16 protein-coding genes are annotated in these 16,616 nt (G+C 59.9%); 12 read left to right on the top strand and 4 right to left on the bottom strand.

Annotation, left to right across the window (positions count from 1 at the left end; all coding sequences use genetic code 11):
- Position 1 precedes the first annotated feature (1 nt).
- Positions 2 to 646, bottom strand: a complete 645-nt coding sequence (gene gacA, locus AC0IXS_RS26855) for a response regulator transcription factor GacA (RefSeq protein WP_025992955.1) — start codon at positions 644 to 646, stop codon at positions 2 to 4.
- A gap of 242 nt (positions 647 to 888) precedes the next feature.
- Positions 889 to 1,248 carry a helix-turn-helix domain-containing protein gene (locus AC0IXS_RS26850; protein WP_025992954.1) on the bottom strand — a complete coding sequence of 120 codons (360 nt, stop codon included), beginning with the start codon at positions 1,246 to 1,248 and terminating at the stop codon, positions 889 to 891.
- 82 nt (positions 1,249 to 1,330) lie between these two features.
- Here AC0IXS_RS26850 and AC0IXS_RS26845 point away from each other — a divergent pair, with 82 nt between their 5' ends.
- The 11 genes from AC0IXS_RS26845 to AC0IXS_RS26795 all read left to right on the top strand — a co-directional run bounded on the left by AC0IXS_RS26845 (position 1,331) and on the right by AC0IXS_RS26795 (position 13,267).
- The gene (locus AC0IXS_RS26845) at positions 1,331 to 1,561 is read left to right on the top strand and encodes a DNA-binding protein (protein ID WP_043303799.1); all 231 of its coding nucleotides are present in this window, start codon (positions 1,331 to 1,333) and stop codon (positions 1,559 to 1,561) included.
- A 211-nt stretch (positions 1,562 to 1,772) separates the two neighbouring features.
- A complete protein-coding gene (locus AC0IXS_RS26840) occupies positions 1,773 to 1,919 on the top strand; it encodes a hypothetical protein (protein WP_471826142.1) in 147 nt (48 codons plus the stop codon).
- A 329-nt stretch (positions 1,920 to 2,248) separates the two neighbouring features.
- Complete coding sequence (locus AC0IXS_RS26835; RefSeq protein WP_057408910.1) at positions 2,249 to 3,331, top strand: 3-deoxy-7-phosphoheptulonate synthase; 1,083 nt, start codon at positions 2,249 to 2,251, stop codon at positions 3,329 to 3,331.
- Between the two features lie 83 nt (positions 3,332 to 3,414).
- Positions 3,415 to 3,696, top strand: a complete 282-nt coding sequence (locus AC0IXS_RS26830; RefSeq protein ID WP_004879546.1) for a peptidylprolyl isomerase — start codon at positions 3,415 to 3,417, stop codon at positions 3,694 to 3,696.
- A 154-nt stretch (positions 3,697 to 3,850) separates the two neighbouring features.
- On the top strand, positions 3,851 to 5,713 hold the full coding sequence (locus tag AC0IXS_RS26825) for an extracellular solute-binding protein (RefSeq protein ID WP_122690003.1): 1,863 nt from the start codon (positions 3,851 to 3,853) through the stop codon (positions 5,711 to 5,713).
- Positions 5,714 to 6,778 (top strand): microcin C ABC transporter permease YejB, encoded by a 1,065-nt coding sequence (locus tag AC0IXS_RS26820; protein WP_057408912.1) that lies wholly within the window; start codon positions 5,714 to 5,716, stop codon positions 6,776 to 6,778.
- Entirely contained in the window at positions 6,778 to 7,800 is a 1,023-nt protein-coding gene (locus tag AC0IXS_RS26815) for an ABC transporter permease (RefSeq protein WP_057408913.1), read from the top strand. The genes AC0IXS_RS26820 and AC0IXS_RS26815 overlap by 1 nt, the downstream gene beginning before the upstream one ends.
- A gap of 1 nt (position 7,801) precedes the next feature.
- Positions 7,802 to 9,385 (top strand): ABC transporter ATP-binding protein, encoded by a 1,584-nt coding sequence (locus tag AC0IXS_RS26810; protein ID WP_137203332.1) that lies wholly within the window; start codon positions 7,802 to 7,804, stop codon positions 9,383 to 9,385.
- A gap of 57 nt (positions 9,386 to 9,442) precedes the next feature.
- The gene (locus AC0IXS_RS26805; protein ID WP_471826138.1) at positions 9,443 to 10,855 is read left to right on the top strand and encodes a sigma-54 interaction domain-containing protein; all 1,413 of its coding nucleotides are present in this window, start codon (positions 9,443 to 9,445) and stop codon (positions 10,853 to 10,855) included.
- A 251-nt stretch (positions 10,856 to 11,106) separates the two neighbouring features.
- The gene (locus AC0IXS_RS26800; RefSeq protein WP_057408916.1) at positions 11,107 to 12,498 is read left to right on the top strand and encodes a GntP family permease; all 1,392 of its coding nucleotides are present in this window, start codon (positions 11,107 to 11,109) and stop codon (positions 12,496 to 12,498) included.
- A 10-nt stretch (positions 12,499 to 12,508) separates the two neighbouring features.
- A complete protein-coding gene (locus AC0IXS_RS26795; RefSeq protein ID WP_004879569.1) occupies positions 12,509 to 13,267 on the top strand; it encodes a 3-hydroxybutyrate dehydrogenase in 759 nt (252 codons plus the stop codon).
- A gap of 12 nt (positions 13,268 to 13,279) precedes the next feature.
- Here the strand turns inward: AC0IXS_RS26795 and AC0IXS_RS26790 are convergent, their stop codons facing one another.
- Entirely contained in the window at positions 13,280 to 14,446 is a 1,167-nt protein-coding gene (locus tag AC0IXS_RS26790; protein WP_122668262.1) for a PilT/PilU family type 4a pilus ATPase, read from the bottom strand.
- Positions 14,447 to 14,557: 111 nt separating this feature from the next.
- Here AC0IXS_RS26790 and AC0IXS_RS26785 point away from each other — a divergent pair, with 111 nt between their 5' ends.
- A complete protein-coding gene (locus AC0IXS_RS26785) occupies positions 14,558 to 14,833 on the top strand; it encodes a peptidylprolyl isomerase (protein ID WP_004879573.1) in 276 nt (91 codons plus the stop codon).
- 54 nt (positions 14,834 to 14,887) lie between these two features.
- On the opposite strand, the gene pgm is transcribed toward AC0IXS_RS26785, so the two are convergent.
- Positions 14,888 to 16,534, bottom strand: coding sequence for a phosphoglucomutase (alpha-D-glucose-1,6-bisphosphate-dependent) (gene pgm, locus AC0IXS_RS26780; RefSeq protein WP_449123873.1), 1,647 nt, complete (start codon positions 16,532 to 16,534; stop codon positions 14,888 to 14,890).
- Positions 16,535 to 16,616 lie beyond the last annotated feature (82 nt).

Raw genomic sequence — 16,616 nt, 5'->3', positions numbered from 1 at the left:
TTCAGGCGCTGGCGTCCACCATGCCGTGACGTACTGCCAGCAACGCCAATTCGACATCACTGCTGATGGAGAGCTTTTCAAAGATTCGGTAGCGGTAAGTATTCACGGTTTTCGGCGACAGGCACAGCTTGTCCGAGATGGTCTGGACCTTCTGGCAACCGACAATCATCAATGCAATCTGGATTTCGCGCTCGGACAGCAGGTCAAACGGTGAATTGTTGACCTGCGGCTGAAATGACTTTAGCGCCAGCTGTTGGGCAATCTGCGGGCTGATGTAGCGCTGACCGGCAAAGACCAGACGGATCGCCTGAACCATTTCCGCAAGGCCTGCGCCCTTGGTCATGTAACCGGCCGCTCCGGCCTGAAGCAGCCGCGTCGGAAATGGATCTTCTTCGCAGACCGTCACGGCCACGACCTTGATATCCGGATGGCTGCGCAAGAGCTTGCGGGTGGCTTCAAGGCCGCCGATGCCCGGCATCTTGACGTCCATCAGCACGACGTCGGGTTTGAGTTCCCGCGCCTTCTTCAAGGACTCCTCACCGGAATCGGCCTGACCTACCACCTGCAAGCCATCTATATCGGCGAGCATCCGTGTGATGCCTGTCCGAACAAGATCATGGTCATCGACAACTAGCACCCTAATCAAGCAGACACCTCGCGCAACGGACATAACGAATGCTATTCACCATAACAAAAACGGCGAGGCAGACCTAGGGGATGTTGCCGTTTTCGCTCGAACCGCCCGCAGGCAAGCTTCAGCACGAGAGAATGACGACGATTAACTGAGCCGGACGAGGCCGCGCAGCCTGGACCGGACCGGCTCAGGCGCGGCGTACAAGGGCAACAGACCCGGCAGCGCTCGACGGATCTGAAGAGAACGAGCGACCCTCAACTGTCGGTCGGCTTGTCGGTTGTGATGTACGAAGCCGACAGCTCCGCCATGGTCGTGGTCAACCGTCTGATCGCGTCCTGATCTTCCTTGTCGAGCACACGATAGCTGCCCAGCACCTTTTCTTCGGCAACACTGAGGTTGTCGACCGGAATCGGCGTAGGCGTTCCGGTGAGCACGTAGAGTACATCGACACCCTTGGCTGCTACCGCTGCCAGGTAATCGGCCTTGGGGGCACGATCGCCGCTTTCATACTTCCCTTGAGCGTTTGCTTCCACACCACCGATTTCACCGAAGGCACGCTGAGACAGCCCCAGACGTTCTCTTTCTTTTCTTAGTCGGTACCCAATTCCACTCATTTGAATGCATAACCCTGTTGACCCCATCCTTACGAATGGTAGAATCCAGCTAAAATTAAACTGATTTGAACGGTTTTGAACTATGCCCGGAATACGTACTGCTGCACAAGCCAAGGCCTGGCTCGAACAACAGGGTAAATCTGTTCAAGAATTCGCTCGGGAGAACAGCATTGATCCTGCGACGACCTACCAAGTGCTGGCAGGACGCAAGAAGGGAAAACGCGGCGAGGCCCATAAAGTGGCGGTTTTGCTGGGGATGAAGATTGGCAGCATCCCTTCCGAGGGTGATGCGTCCCAGACTGTGCCCGATTGAGGGGGATTGTTCCGAGCGGCGTCTTACGGAAATCCTTGCCGCCCAGCGGCACAGGCGGACTGACGAAATAGCCTTTTCTGACAGTTTTTGTCCGCAGCTCATCTTTCAGCAGCCCTGCGGCGGTAAAATCGATATCAATCCGATTGAATTTTCCAATTGAATGAGCGCACCAGCCTGAAGTAAGCTCCTGCTCATTCAACGGAGATACACCATGCTGCAAACCACACCATCACAGCGCTTCACCCATGCCAGCGCCCGTCGCTCGGCAGAAGCTGTGACTGTGCGCATTGCTCCAGCGATGGCAGATCTCCAGCTCAACGCTTATTACGGGTATTGGTTTAGCCACTGGCGCGCCTGATACCCATCCGGCGCCCACTTCAAGGGGACGCCAACCAGAGAATTCTCTACCCCCGGTCGGCTTCCCGACCGGGGGTTTTGTTTTTTTGGCCCTTCACAAAACACCACATTGAATCGAATCGAGGAACACGACATGAACTACGCCACCTATTACCGCAACGACATCGACTTCGCCTGGCGATTTAGCAACCTCCGTTCGGGACAGCCTGCCGCCTCCGATCGGTCACTGCCAGGTGGCAACTGCACACGTATGGCCGAACCGGCCCTTTGTCGAACACCCCAGTAGGGCTTTGAGCGGGAACACCACCCGCCAGCCCAGGAAGCCAGAACATGAATTCGTCCGTTGCCGTAAAACCGTCCGACCTGTCCAGCCACTCGATCACGCTGCCCCACAGCACATCCACCTCGACGCGCCTGCCCAGTGCCCTTGAGCTCAAAAGCAGCCTGCCGCTGAGCACCGCCCTGACCGAACAGGTCACCGCCCACCGCCGTGCCGTCAGCGCCATCCTTGAAGGCCAGGACTCACGCCTGCTGGTCGTCGTTGGCCCCTGCTCCTTGCACGATCCAGAGTCCGCACTCGAATACGCAGAACGCCTGGCCAGTCTCGCCTCTGAAGTGAGCGACCAGATGCTGCTGGTCATGCGCGCCTACGTTGAAAAGCCGCGCACGACCGTCGGCTGGAAAGGCCTGGCCTACGATCCCCGCCTCGACGGCAGCGACGACATGGCGGTGGGACTGAAGCTGTCACGGGAACTGATGCGCGAGATGCTGCACATAGGCCTGCCCGTCGCGACCGAGATCCTGCAGCCCATGGCAGCCGGCTACTTCGACGACCTGCTCAGCTGGGTCGCCATCGGTGCCCGCACAACCGAATCGCAGATCCACCGGGAAATGGCCAGCGGTCTGCCCATGGCGGTCGGTTTCAAGAACGGTACGGACGGTGGCGTCGCGGTAGCCAGTGATGCGATCCGCTCGGCGGCTCATCCCCATCGCCACTTCGGCATGGACAGCCACGGCCATCCGGCGATCATCGAGACGCGGGGCAACGCGGATACCCATATCGTGCTGCGCGGCGGACACAGCGGACCGAACCACGACAGCGAGAGCATTGCCAGAGTGCAGGCCAGTCTGGCAAAGAACCGGATTGCGGCGCGCATCATGGTCGACTGCAGCCATGCCAACAGTGGCAAAGACCCGCTGCGCCAGCCGCAGGTGTTCGACGATGTGCTCCAGCAGCGCCTGCAAGGCAACACATCCCTGATCGGCATGATGGTCGAAAGCCACCTGTTCGACGGCTGCCAGCCTTTGAGCAAAACCCTTGAATACGGTGTTTCGGTGACCGATGGCTGTCTGGGCTGGGCGGGAACCGAGCAGTTGCTGCGCCGGGCGGTTGATCGGTTGCGCTACAGATAACAGCGTTGCGAAGGAACTTTGTCAGGAAATACCGAACTGATTCCGGTAGGCTATTTCTTTTTTTTCACAGGAGATTCTTCCCCATGGCTAAAGCCACTGCCCGCCACATCCTTGTTTCGAGCGAAGAGAAGTGCAACGAACTCAAGGCACAGATCGAAGGCGGCGCTGATTTCGCTGAAGTTGCCAAAGCCAATTCCACCTGCCCATCCAGCCGCCAGGGCGGTGAACTGGGTTCGTTCGGTCCAGGCCAGATGGTCAAGGAATTCGACACCGTCGTGTTCAGCGCTCCGGTGAATACCGTTCAGGGTCCGGTCAAGACCCAGTTCGGCTATCACCTGCTGGAAGTGACCAGCCGTCAGGACTGATCCTGTCGCACGGTTACACACGGGTTACCAAACGGCTCATCTTCGGATGGGCCGTTTTTGCAGGTGGCTTGGCGAATCACGGATTTATCTGTAGAAGATACCGCTGTCTGCAATGCGACGCCGGACGCTTCTACGGTCAATCGGGATTCGAGTAATGCGTTTTGTTTTTTCTTCACTGATCGCCGCAACACTGGCGCTGGCCTCATCCTCGCTGTTCGCCGCACCGCAACACGCCCTGACCGTTTATGGTGAAGTGCCCCGCTACCCCGCCAACTTCCAGCATTTCGATTACGTGAACCCCGACGCCCCGAAAGGCGGCAGCATGCGCCGCTCCGCAATCGAGATTGGTCAGTTCGATCATCTGATGCCGTTCACAGACAAAGGCATGGGCGTTTCCCAGATCAACGGCATGCTGTATTCGCCGCTGGCCGTACGCTCGATGGACGAGCCCTATACCGTTTACGGGCTGGTGGCCGAGAAGATGGAGCGTGGCGCTGACGGCCTGTCCCTCACCTTCTACCTGAATCCCAAGGCACGCTTTGCCGACGGCACAGCGATTACCGCCAATGATGTGAAATACACCTATGAGCTGCTGATGACCCAAGGCAGCATGCAGTACCGCACCCAGTTCGAAGCGGTCAAAGGCCTGGAAGTCGAATCACCGACGCAGATCCGTTTCGACTTCAAACACAGCGACAGTCGCACCCTGCCCCTGGATCTCGCCTCGTTGCCGGTGTTTCCCGAACACTGGTGGAAGACCCGCGACTTTGCCAGCGGCGCAGGCTTCGAAGTGCCGCCGGGCAGCGGCCCTTACAAGATCGCGCATGTTGATCCGGGTCGCACCATCACGTTCGAACGTGATCCGACATGGTGGGGCAAGGATCTGCCGGTCAGCCGCGGTCTCTATAACTTCGACACGTTCAGCATCGAGTACTTCGGCGACATCGACGTCGCGCGTCAGGTGCTCAAGGGCGGCGCCTACGACTACAACCGGGAGTTCTCGGCCACCGGCTATTCGATTCGCTACGACAGCCCGCAATTGAGCGACGGAAGACTGCAAAAGGCGCATCTGGCCAAGGGCGCCGTGCAAAGTTCGCAGGGTTTTGTGTTCAACCTGAACCGACCGATGTTTCAGGACCGAAGGGTACGACAGGCGCTGTCGCTGCTCTGGGATTTCGAGTGGACCAACCGGCAGATGATGCGCAGCATGTACATCCGCCAGGACAGCTACTTTTCCAACTCCGAGCTGGCCGCCACGGAACTGCCAACACCAGCCGAACTGAAGATTCTTGAACCGTTGCGCGGCCAGGTGCCGGAGCAGGTGTTCGATACGGTCTACAAGACGCCCAAGACCGATGGCACGGGCTTTATCCGTGACAAGCAACTGCAAGCGCTGGAACTCATGAAGGAAGCCGGCTGGACCCCCAAAGGGGACGAACTGGTGAACGCACAAGGAGAGCCGTTCCGTTTCACTTTTCTCAACGCCCAGAACGGTTTGGAGCGCATGTTGCTGCCCTACAAGCGCAATCTGGCGCAGATCGGCATCCATTTCGATATTCGCCGAATCGATGCAGCGCAGTACCTGAACCGGGTCATGGCTCGTGACTACGACATGATCGTCACCGGCTATCCGGTTTCCACCTCGCCGGGCTCGGAGCTATACAACAGCTTCGGCTCCAGGGTGGCGATGGATCCCGGCTCCAGCAATTACATGGCGCTGCAGGACCCGGCTGTGGACACGCTGATTGCCGGGCTGCTCAAGGCCGATAACAAGCAGACGATGACTGACTATGCGCACTGCCTGGACCGCGTGCTGCAGTGGAATTATTACTGGATTCCCAACTATTACCCGCCCGGTTCCTCGACCGTGTGGTGGAACCGCTTCGGGATTCCCAAGATCCAGGCCAGCAACAACGAAGCCATCGAAACCTGGTGGGAAGTCAGCCCGACAGCGCTGACCAACGAGCAGTTCGCGGCCAAACGCGGTGCTTCAGCCCTTGTTTCGGAGATGAAGTAGATGCTCGGCTACATTCTGCGGCGTCTGCTGCTGATCATCCCGACCCTGCTGTGCATTCTGCTGGTCAACTTTTTCATTGTGCAGGCGGCGCCCGGCGGCCCGGTCGAACAGGCCATTGCGCGGCTGCAGGGCATCGGCGGCGTTACCGCAGGTGCCAGCGCCTCTGAGTCGGCTGGTGCCGGGCAATCCAGAGCCTCCCGCGGGCTGGACCCCATGCTGATCAAGGAAATCGAGCATCAGTATGGTTTCGACAAACCACTGCACGAACGGCTGTGGCTGATGCTCAAGAACTACGCACAACTGGACTTCGGCAACAGTTTCTTTCGCGGGGCGACGGTCACCGACCTGATTCTGCAGAAGATGCCGGTCTCCATCTCTCTGGGGCTCTGGGCGACGCTGCTGACCTATCTGGTGTCGATTCCTCTGGGCATTCGCAAGGCCGTCAAACATGGCAGCCATTTCGATATCTGGAGCAGTACCGCCATCATCATCGGCTACGCAACGCCAGCCTTTCTGTTCGCCATGCTGCTGATCGTGGTGTTCTGCGGCGGCACCTCGATGAGCTGGTTTCCGGTGCGAGGGCTGGTATCGGACAACTTCGATCAACTGTCGACACTGGGCAAGATCGCCGACTATTTCTGGCACCTGGTGCTGCCGGTGTCGGCACTGGTCATCGGTGGTTTCGCCTCCCTGACCTTGCTGACCAAACACTCGTTTCTCAATGAGATCACCCGTCAATACGTGATTACCGCCAGAGCCAAGGGCATGAGCGAACGGCGCGTGCTGTACGGCCATGTGTTTCGCAACGCCATGCTGCTGGTGGTGTCGGGTATTCCCCAGGCGTTTATCAGTGTGTTCTTTGCAGGATCGCTGCTGATCGAGGTGATTTTCTCGCTGGATGGTCTGGGGCGCATGAGTTACGAAGCCGCCGTTTCGCGGGACTATCCCGTAGTGTTCGGCTCGCTGTTCATCTTCACGTTGTTCGGGCTGCTGATCAAACTGGTGGGGGACGTCTGTTACACGCTGGTCGATCCCAGAATCGACTTCAACGCGAGGACGGCATGATGCGCAGTCTTTCTCCGCTCGCCCGTCGCCGTCTGGAGCGCTTTCGGGGCAATCGCCGAGGCTGGTGGTCGCTCTGGCTATTCTGCGCCCTTTTCGCCCTGACGCTGGGTGGCGAACTGATCGCCAACGACAAGCCGCTGATGGTCAGCTACCAGCACTCGTTGTATTTCCCGGTGTTCAAGCGTTACACCGAGCAGCAATTCGGGGGCGAGCTGCCGTTCCAACCGGACTACCGCAGTGACTATGTGCGCCAGTTGATCGACAAGGGCGATGGCTGGATGCTGTTCCCGCCCATCCCGTTCAGCGACGACACACCCAACTACGAGCTGAGCATCCCTGCGCCCAGCCCGCCGTCTGCGACCAACTGGCTGGGCACTGACGATCAGGCCCGCGATGTGCTGGCCAGGGTCATCTTCGGTGCCCGCGTGTCGATTCTTTTCGCGCTGGCTCTGACCTTCATCAGCGCCTTGATCGGCATCACCGCAGGTGCGCTTCAGGGTTATTACGGCGGTTGGGTGGATCTGCTTGGCCAGCGTCTGCTGGAAGTCTGGTCGGGCCTGCCGGTGCTGTACCTGCTGATCATTCTCTCGGGCTTTGTCGAGCCGGACTTCTGGTGGCTGCTGGGCATCATGGCCTTGTTTTCCTGGCTGACCCTGGTGGACGTGGTGCGTGCCGAGTTTCTGCGTGGCCGAAATCTGGAATACGTCAAAGCCGCACGCGCCCTCGGGCTGAGCGACCGGACAGTGATCCTGCGCCATATCCTGCCGAACGCCATGAACGCCACGCTCAGTTACCTGCCTTTCATTCTTACAGGCGCGATTTCGACCCTGACCGCACTGGATTTCCTTGGCTTCGGCATGCCGGCGGGCAGTGCTTCGCTGGGCGAGCTGATCGCTCAGGGCAAACAGAACCTGCAGGCACCCTGGCTGGGCCTCACGGCGTTTTTCGCCCTTGCCCTGATCCTCACGCTGCTGGTGTTCATTGGCGAGGCGCTGCGCGATGCCTTCGACCCGAGGTCCTGACATGCAAGAAAACCTGATCGAAATCCGCGACCTGAGTGTTGCCTTCAGCGGGCAGACAGTGGTCAGCAACCTGAGTCTGGATGTACGGCCGGGCGAGTGCCTGGCGCTGGTTGGCGAGTCCGGCTCAGGCAAGTCGGTCACTGCACACTCGATTCTGCAACTGCTGCCCAAAAGCGGCACCGTCACGACGGGCAGCATTACCTATCGCGGCCAGCAACTGGTCGGCGCTAGCGATCAAACCCTGCGGGAGTTGCGCGGTAACCGCATCGCCATGATCTTTCAGGAGCCCATGACGTCGCTGAACCCTCTGCACACTGTGTCCAAACAGATCGGTGAAACCCTGTTGCTACACCGCGGCATGGCCGGACGGGAGGCCCAGAAGCGGATCATTGAATTACTGGAACTGGTGGGCATCCAGCAGCCGCACAAGCGACTGAAGGCCTACCCCCATGAACTGTCCGGCGGCCAGCGCCAGCGGGTGATGATTGCGATGGCGCTGGCCTGCGAGCCGGAATTGTTGATTGCCGACGAGCCGACCACTGCGCTGGATGTGACCGTACAACGCAAGATCCTGCTGCTGCTCAAGGAATTGCAGCAACGCCTGGGCATGTCGTTGCTGCTGATCAGCCATGACCTGAACCTGGTACACAGCGTCGCGCAGCGGGTCTGTGTGATGCGCGCGGGCGAAATCGTCGAACAGGCCGATTGCCAGTCGCTGTTCAAGGCACCTCAACACCCCTACAGCCGTCTGCTGCTGGATGCCGAGCCTGCAGGCGAGCCATTGCCGCGTGATGCGCGGGAGAACGTGCTCGAAGTCGACAACCTGAAGGTATGGTTCTCGTTGACGGGCGGCATTCTGAGGCGGCACAAGGAATACCTGAAAGCAGTCGATGACATCAGTCTGAGTATCGAGCGCGGCAAGACCCTGGGCATCGTCGGTGAATCGGGGTCCGGAAAGTCGACGCTGGGCCAGGCCATTCTGCGACTGCTGGATTCGCGTGGCAGCATCCGCTTTCGTGGCAACGCGCTGGACGGCCTGAACCAGAAACAGATGCGGCCCTGGCGCAAAGAGATGCAGGTGGTGTTTCAGGATCCTTATGGCAGTCTCAGCCCGCGCATGTCCGTGGCGCAGATCATCGCCGAAGGTCTGGAGGTGCATGGCGGCCTGGATGCGGTTCAGTGTGATGTCGAGGTGATACGCGCATTGGAAGAAGTCGGTATCGATCCGCAGAGCCGTCATCGCTATCCACACGAGTTTTCCGGCGGCCAGCGACAACGCATCGCCATCGCCCGGGCACTGGTGCTCAAACCGGCGCTGATCCTGCTCGACGAACCCACTTCGGCGCTGGATCGCACCGTGCAGAAGCAAGTCGTTGCCCTGCTGCGCGAGTTGCAGGAGAAACACGGCCTGACCTACCTGTTCATCAGCCACGATCTGGCGGTGGTCAAGGCCTTGGCCCATGATGTAATCGTGGTCAAGGACGGCAAGGTGGTCGAGCGAGGCCCCAGCCACGCGGTATTCGAGTCGCCGCAGCAGCCGTACACCCAGGAGTTGCTGGCGGCCGCGCATCCGGGCTTCATCTGATTGCTTAAAAACGGACAGTCTGTGCGGCCAGGCGCCCGCTTTTGACGGAACACCTCCATGAACGACAACAATCTCAACGACTATAAAAGCATCCGGCGCCTGGCGATCCGTTCGCTGTTCGAGATCATCGAGCAATCCAGTGAAGGGACGGTCATCGTCGACAAGGACGCACGTATCGTCTGGATCAACGAGCGGTATGCGCGGCGTTTCGGGCTGCAGGATCCGACCCTGGCCATCGGGCAGCCGTGCGAGAACGTGATTCCTGGCAGTTTGCTGCGTCAGGTGGCGAGCAACGGCCAGCCCATCCTGCTGGACATGATGGACACGGCCAAGGACCCGCTGGTGGTCATGCGCCTGCCCATCCACGATGACGCGGGCGGACTGATCGGCGCCATCGGCTTTGCGCTGTTCGATCAGTTGCAGACGTTGTCTCCCCTGCTCACCCGCTACCTGAGCATGCAACAGGAGCTGGCCACTACACGCTCGCTGCTCAAGGCGCGGCAGGCCAAGTACAGCTTCGCGCACTTCATTGGTACCAGCGAGGCGTCGCTTGAGGTCAAGCGTCGCGCCAGACGCGGCGCCAACACTCAGTCAACCGTGTTGCTGCTGGGTGAAACCGGGACTGGCAAGGAATTGCTCGCCCATGCCATTCACAACGCCTCGCCCCGGGCGGGCAAGCCGTTTGTCAGTATCAACAGCGCCGCGATCCCGGAAACCCTGTTGGAAGCAGAATTCTTCGGCACCGCACCCGGCGCTTTCACCGGTGCCGAACGCAAGGGACGCCCCGGAAAGCTGAAAATCGCTCAAGGGGGCACGCTGTTTCTCGATGAGATTGGCGACATGCCGCTGGCCCTGCAAAGCAAACTGCTGCGCGTACTGCAGGAAAAGGAATACGAGCCGGTGGGCTCCAACGAAGTCTTTCAAAGCGATGTGCGCTTGATCGCGGCAACGTCCACTGACCTTGAAGCCGCCATCCAGCGCGGCGAGTTTCGCGCCGACCTTTATTACCGGCTCAACGTGCTGCCTATCAAAGTGCCGCCCTTGCGCGAGCGTCTCGAGGACCTGCCCGCACTCAGCGAGGCGATTCTGGAAGAACTGCGCAGTCATCATGAACTGGAAAGCGAGGCGCTGGGAGTGCTCGCCCGACACGCCTGGCCTGGCAATATCCGTGAGCTGCGCAACGTACTGGAGCGTGCCGCGCTGCTGAGTGACGAGTCGTTGCTGACCGCTGCAGATATTCAGGCAGCCATCGGTACGCTGATGCCGTTGAAGGCAACCGCCGCAAGCGTCAGCAGCCCCGTGCACCAGGAGACGTTCAGCGAGGCGCGGCAGCGCTTCGACCGCCACCTGATCGAAACCACCTTGCATCAGTGCGCAGGCAGCGTCGTGCTGGCAGCCAGCCAACTGGGCCTGGGGCGCTCCACTCTCTACAAGAAAATGGCGACCTTGGGCATTGCCGAGTCTCCCTAAAGAGACAGCAGTCTTTTTAGGGAGATAGCGCTAAATCTCCTGTAATCAGGCTCTTTATGATCGATTTATCGCCGCGCTGCAGACCTGAGCACTGTTATCTGTCTCTATTTGTAGACAAAACCTTGGTCTGCATTCTGGTCAGACTGAAAATACTCATATATTTCAACATCTTGCTTACATGGCACGAAACCCGCTATGTCGACTGCAGCTGTTCCGGTTTCATCAAAAACAATAACAACAGGAGACACCTGATGAGCGTTCTCATCGCCCTCGCAGCGCTTGCGCTGTTGATGCTTGCCGCCTACCGCGGCTACAGCGTCATTCTTTTCGCACCCATCGCGGCTCTGGGTGCCGTGCTGCTGACCGACCCCTCGGCGGTGGCCCCGGCGTTTACCGGGGTGTTCATGGACAAGATGGTCGGCTTCATCAAGCTGTATTTTCCGGTATTCCTCTTGGGCGCAGTGTTCGGCAAGCTGATCGAGCTGTCCGGGTTTTCACGCTCCATTGTGGCAGCCGCCATCGGCGTGCTTGGCACGCGCCAGGCCATGCTGGTGATCGTGCTGGTCTGCGCACTGCTGACCTACGGCGGCGTGTCACTGTTCGTCGTGGTGTTCGCGGTCTATCCGTTCGCTTCGGAGATGTTCAGGCAGAGCAACATTCCCAAGCGCCTGATCCCGGCCACCATCGCTTTGGGCGCGTTCTCGTTCACCATGGATGCCCTGCCCGGCACGCCACAGATCCAGAACATCATTCCGACCACCTTTTTCAACACCACCGCATGGGCGGCACCGTGGCTCGGACTCATCGGTTCGATTTTCGTGTTCAGCGCAGGCATGCTTTATCTGCAACGCCAGCGCAACAAGGCACAACGTGCCGGTGAAGGTTACGGCACTGAACTGCGCAACGAACCGGAGACTGCCCCTGACCTCAAGCTGCCCAATCCCTGGCTGGCGTTGTCGCCACTGGTCGCCGTGGGCGTCATGAACCTGCTGTTCACCTGGTGGATTCCGCAGTGGTACGGCAAGACCCACACGCTCGCGCTGCCAGGCATGGCGGCACCGGTGCAGACCGAAGTGGCCAAGGTCACGGCCATCTGGGCAGTCGAAGCGGCGCTGCTGGTCGGCATTCTGATGGTGCTGATCTTCGGCTTCCGGGCCATTAAAAGCAGGCTCGCTGAAGGCACCAAAAGCGCAGTGAGCGGCGCGTTGCTGGCGGCCATGAACACGGCCTCCGAGTACGGATTTGGTGCGGTCATCGCCTCACTTCCGGGGTTTCTGGTGCTGGCCAACGGTCTCAAAAGCATCCCCAACCCGCTGGTCAATGAAGCGATCACCGTCACGCTGCTGGCTGGCATCACCGGTTCCGCGTCGGGCGGCATGAGCATCGCCCTGGCCGCCATGTCGCAGAACTTCATCGCCGCCGCCAATGCCGCGAACATCCCGCTGGAGGTTCTGCACCGGGTGGCCGCCATGGCCAGCGGCGGCATGGACACGCTGCCGCACAACGGCGCAGTGATCACCCTGCTGGCGGTGACCGGGCTGACCCACCGCGAAGCCTACAAGGACATTTTCGGCATCACATTGATCAAGACGCTGGCGGTATTCGTCGTTATTGCAACGTTCTACGCCACCGGCATCGTGTAAGGAATCGATTATGAATCTGCAAGGCAAAACCGCACTGGTGACCGGCTCCACCAGCGGCATCGGTCTGGGCATCGCGCTCGAACTGGCCAAGGCTGGCGCCGACGTGATCCTCAACGGCTTTGGTGATACATCCGAAGTGATCAGTCAGGTCGAACAGGCTGGCGGCAAGGTCGGCCATCATCCGGCCGACGTGAGCGATCCGGCGCAGATCGCGGACATGATCGCCTATGCCGAGCGTGAGTTCGGCGGCGTCGATATTCTGGTCAATAACGCCGGTATTCAGCACGTCAGCAGCGTGGAAGAGTTTCCGGTCGAGCGCTGGGATTCGATCCTCGCCATCAACCTGTCCTCGGTCTTCCACACCACGCGCCTCAGTCTGCCGGGCATGAGCAGAAAAGGCTGGGGGCGGATCATCAACATTGCCTCGGTGCACGGGCTGGTCGGTTCGACCGGCAAGGCGGCGTACGTGGCGGCCAAGCACGGCGTGATCGGTCTGACCAAGGTCGTCGCGCTGGAAACCGCCTCCACCCAGATCACCTGCAACGCCATCTGCCCCGGCTGGGTGCTGACCCCGCTGGTACAGCAACAGATCGACAAGCGAGGCGGAACCGAGCAGGCGCGTTACGACCTGTTGGCGGAAAAGCAGCCATCACTGGATTTCGTCACGCCGCAGCAACTGGGTGAGCTGGCGCTCTTCCTGTGCAGCGATGCGGCAGTTCAGGTGCGTGGCGCAGCCTGGAATGTGGACGGCGGCTGGCTGGCTCAGTAGCGACGTTGCCCCTCAGCTCTGGGACGGGGGCTCGTCGTCGACCAGCCCCCACTCGACCATGCTCGGCTTGGCCGCGCCGGTCGGCGCAGCAGGCGCTGTCGTGAGGGTGTTCACCCCGTTTTCGCCGTGCAACTTGAGGCGCAGGCGCACGTTGTTCTGCGAATCCGCATGTTTCAGCGCTTCCTCTTCGCTGATCGCGCCCTCCACCGCAAGGTTGAACAGCGCGGTATCGAAGGTCTGCATGCCCAGGCTGCCGGACTTCTCCATGATCCCTTTGAGTTCGTTCAACTGGTTACGCTGGATCAGATCACGAATGGTCGGCGTGCCCATCATCACCTCCACCGCTGCACGGCGCTTGCCATCCGGGGTTTTGACCAGGCGCTGCGACACGAACGCCTTGAGGTTGTTACCCAGGTCATGCAGCAATTGTGGACGACGTTCTTCCGGGAAGAAGTTGATGATCCGGTCCAGCGCCTGGTTGGCGTTGTTGGCGTGCAGGGTCGAGATTGCCAGGTGCCCGGTGTCGGCGAATGCCAACGCGTGCTCCATGGTTTCACGGTCGCGGATCTCGCCTATCAGAATCACATCCGGTGCCTGGCGCAGGGTGTTTTTCAGCGCAGCCCTGAAGCTGCGGGTATCGACGCCCACCTCCCGCTGATTGACGATAGATTTCTTGTGCCTGTGAATGAATTCGACCGGGTCTTCAATGGTGATGATATGGCCGCTGGCGTTGCGGTTGCGGTAGTCGATCAGCGCCGCCAATGAAGTGGACTTACCCGAACCGGTGGCACCGACGAACAGCACCAGGCCATGCTTTTCCATGATCACATCGAGCAGAATCGGCGGCAGATACAGGTCTTCGAAGCGCGGGATGTCCAGCTTGATGTTACGCGCCACGATCGACACTTCGTTGCGCTGCATGAAGATGTTGATCCGGAAACGCCCGATGCCCGCCAGCGAAACGGCGAGGTTCATTTCCAGCTCGCGCAGGAACTCCAGCTTCTGCTCTTCATCCATCAGGCCCTGGGCGATCTTCGCCACTTCGCCCGGCTTGAGGGTTTCGGTGCCCAGAGGCTTGAGCACGCCATTGAACTTGGCGCAGGGCGGCGCTCCGGTGGAAAGATAAAGGTCCGATCCGTCCTGACTGGCCAGAATCTTCAACAACGCCGGGAAATCCATAATCACTACCGTACGAAATCAGGGTGGAAAAACGTTTGCCTGTCGCCTGAGCGCCAGATGCCGCAAGGACAGGCATAATGGCAGGCTTTTACAGTTGCTGGATATCGAGACATGAAAGCACAGGCCCGCCATATTCTGGTGAAAACTGCCGAAGAGGCCGAACAGCTCAAGCAGCGTATCGCCAAGGGCGAGGCGTTTGACGTATTGGCCAAGAAGCATTCTAGCTGCCCATCCGGCAAACGCGGCGGCGATCTGGGCGAAGTCCGGCCAGGACAGATGGTCGGCGCCATCGACCAGGTGATTTTCAAGAAGCCGCTGCGCACCGTGCACGGGCCGATCAAGAGCAAGTTCGGCTACCACTTGGTGCAGGTTTTTTACCGGGATTGACGAAAACGGCCCGCCTGCGCGAACGCAGGCGGGCCGTCAATTTGACCTCAGCGATTACTTCGCGGAGATCGCGCTGTCTACCAGCACCTGAGCCTCTTCGACCAGACGCTTCAGGTGATCCTCGCCCACGAAGCTCTCGGCGTAGATCTTGTAGATGTCTTCTGTGCCCGATGGGCGCGCCGCGAACCAGCCGTTTTCAGTCATGACTTTCACGCCGCCAAACGCCTGATCATTGCCCGGCGCATTGCTCAGCACGTTCTGGATCGACTCGCCCGCAAGTTCAGTGGACGTGACCTGCTCCGGCGACAGCTTGCTCAGCAACGCCTTCTGCTGCGGATTGGCCTTGGCGTCGACACGGGTCGAATACGGCTTGCCCAACTGCTCGGTCATGGTCTGGTAGTGCTCGCTCGGATCACGGCCGGTACGTGCAGTGATCTCGGCCGCCAGCAGCGCCGGAATCAGACCGTCCTTGTCGGTGGTCCAGACCGTGCCGTCACGACGCAGGAACGAAGCGCCCGCGCTCTCCTCGCCTCCAAAGCCCAGCGAACCTTCGAACAGACCTTCAGCGAAGTATTTGAAGCCCACCGGCACTTCGTACAGGCGTCGTCCCAGACGCGCGGCGACACGGTCGATCATGCCGCTGCTGACGACGGTCTTGCCGACCGCTGCGTCAGCGCGCCACTCGGGACGATTCTGAAACAGATAATCGATGGACACCGCCAGGTAGCTGTTAGGCGTCATCAGGCCGCCGGTCGGGGTCACGATGCCGTGGCGGTCGTGGTCGGGGTCGCAGGCAAAGGCGACCTGATAGCGATCCTTGAGGCCGATCAGGCTCTGCATGGCATGGCTGGACGACGGGTCCATACGGATCTGTCCGTCCCAGTCAACGCTCATGAAGCGGAAGGTCGGGTCGACGAACTTGTTCACCACGTCCAGGTTCAGGCCGTAATGCTCGCCAATCGCCGTCCAGTAGTTGACCCCGGCGCCGCCCAGCGGATCCACGCCAAGGCGCAGTCCGGCATCGCGAATGGCATCCATGTCGATGACATTCTTCAGGTCTGCCACGTACGTATTGACGTAGTCATGACGATGAGTGGTGTCAGCACGCAGGGCCTTTTCGTGGCTCATGCGCGACACGCCCAGGACCTTCTCGGCCAGCAATTCGTTGGCCTTGTTCTCGATCCACTTGGTAACGTCGCTGTCGGCCGGGCCGCCGTTGGGCGGGTTGTACTTGAAGCCGCCGCTCTGGGGCGGGTTGTGCGACGGGGTGATGACGATGCCGTCCGCAAGGCCCGAGGTACGGCCACGGTTGTAGCAGATGATCGCGTGGGAAACCGCAGGCGTCGGCGTGTACTCATCGCCCTGTGAAATCATCACCTGCACGCCATTGGCCGCCAGCACTTCAAGCGCTGTGGCAGCAGCCGGAGTGGACAGTGCGTGGGTATCGGCGCCCAGGAACAGGGGGCCGTCGATGCCCTTGGTCTGGCGATACAGGCAGATGGCCTGACTGATGGCCAGGACGTGCCATTCGTTAAAGCTCAGTTCGAACGAGGTGCCACGATGACCGGAGGTGCCGAACGAAACACGCTGGGTGGCGACCGAAGCATCGGGCTGGCCGGTGTAATAAGCCGTGACCAGTCTCGGGATATCGACCAGTAACTGCGCAGGTGCCAGCTTGCCGGCGAAAGGACTGAGACTCATACAACCTCCGTGGATAAAAAGAAAATTCGTACAGAAGAAATCGAACGGACCGCGAGCGATGCGGCAGTTTACTGGCAGTTCG

This window comes from Pseudomonas sp. AC016, from assembly GCF_979253365.1.
Note: the sequence above shows the minus strand (reverse complement) of the source record. Positions and strands in the feature narration are given on the sequence as shown.

What these genes read in the sequence shown, in the direction of transcription:
- AC0IXS_RS26850 (WP_025992954.1), bottom strand. Translation starts at nt 1,248, where the DNA reads ATGAGTGGAATTGGGTACCGACTAAGAAAAGAAAGAGAACGTCTGGGG.
- AC0IXS_RS26845 (WP_043303799.1), top strand. Translation starts at nt 1,331, where the DNA reads ATGCCCGGAATACGTACTGCTGCACAAGCCAAGGCCTGGCTCGAACAA.
- AC0IXS_RS26840 (WP_471826142.1), top strand. Translation starts at nt 1,773, where the DNA reads ATGCTGCAAACCACACCATCACAGCGCTTCACCCATGCCAGCGCCCGT.
- AC0IXS_RS26835 (WP_057408910.1), top strand. Translation starts at nt 2,249, where the DNA reads ATGAATTCGTCCGTTGCCGTAAAACCGTCCGACCTGTCCAGCCACTCG.
- AC0IXS_RS26830 (WP_004879546.1), top strand. Translation starts at nt 3,415, where the DNA reads ATGGCTAAAGCCACTGCCCGCCACATCCTTGTTTCGAGCGAAGAGAAG.
- AC0IXS_RS26825 (WP_122690003.1), top strand. Translation starts at nt 3,851, where the DNA reads ATGCGTTTTGTTTTTTCTTCACTGATCGCCGCAACACTGGCGCTGGCC.
- AC0IXS_RS26820 (WP_057408912.1), top strand. Translation starts at nt 5,714, where the DNA reads ATGCTCGGCTACATTCTGCGGCGTCTGCTGCTGATCATCCCGACCCTG.
- AC0IXS_RS26815 (WP_057408913.1), top strand. Translation starts at nt 6,778, where the DNA reads ATGCGCAGTCTTTCTCCGCTCGCCCGTCGCCGTCTGGAGCGCTTTCGG.
- AC0IXS_RS26810 (WP_137203332.1), top strand. Translation starts at nt 7,802, where the DNA reads ATGCAAGAAAACCTGATCGAAATCCGCGACCTGAGTGTTGCCTTCAGC.
- AC0IXS_RS26805 (WP_471826138.1), top strand. Translation starts at nt 9,443, where the DNA reads ATGAACGACAACAATCTCAACGACTATAAAAGCATCCGGCGCCTGGCG.
- AC0IXS_RS26800 (WP_057408916.1), top strand. Translation starts at nt 11,107, where the DNA reads ATGAGCGTTCTCATCGCCCTCGCAGCGCTTGCGCTGTTGATGCTTGCC.
- AC0IXS_RS26795 (WP_004879569.1), top strand. Translation starts at nt 12,509, where the DNA reads ATGAATCTGCAAGGCAAAACCGCACTGGTGACCGGCTCCACCAGCGGC.
- AC0IXS_RS26790 (WP_122668262.1), bottom strand. Translation starts at nt 14,446, where the DNA reads ATGGATTTCCCGGCGTTGTTGAAGATTCTGGCCAGTCAGGACGGATCG.
- AC0IXS_RS26785 (WP_004879573.1), top strand. Translation starts at nt 14,558, where the DNA reads ATGAAAGCACAGGCCCGCCATATTCTGGTGAAAACTGCCGAAGAGGCC.
- pgm (WP_449123873.1), bottom strand. Translation starts at nt 16,534, where the DNA reads ATGAGTCTCAGTCCTTTCGCCGGCAAGCTGGCACCTGCGCAGTTACTG.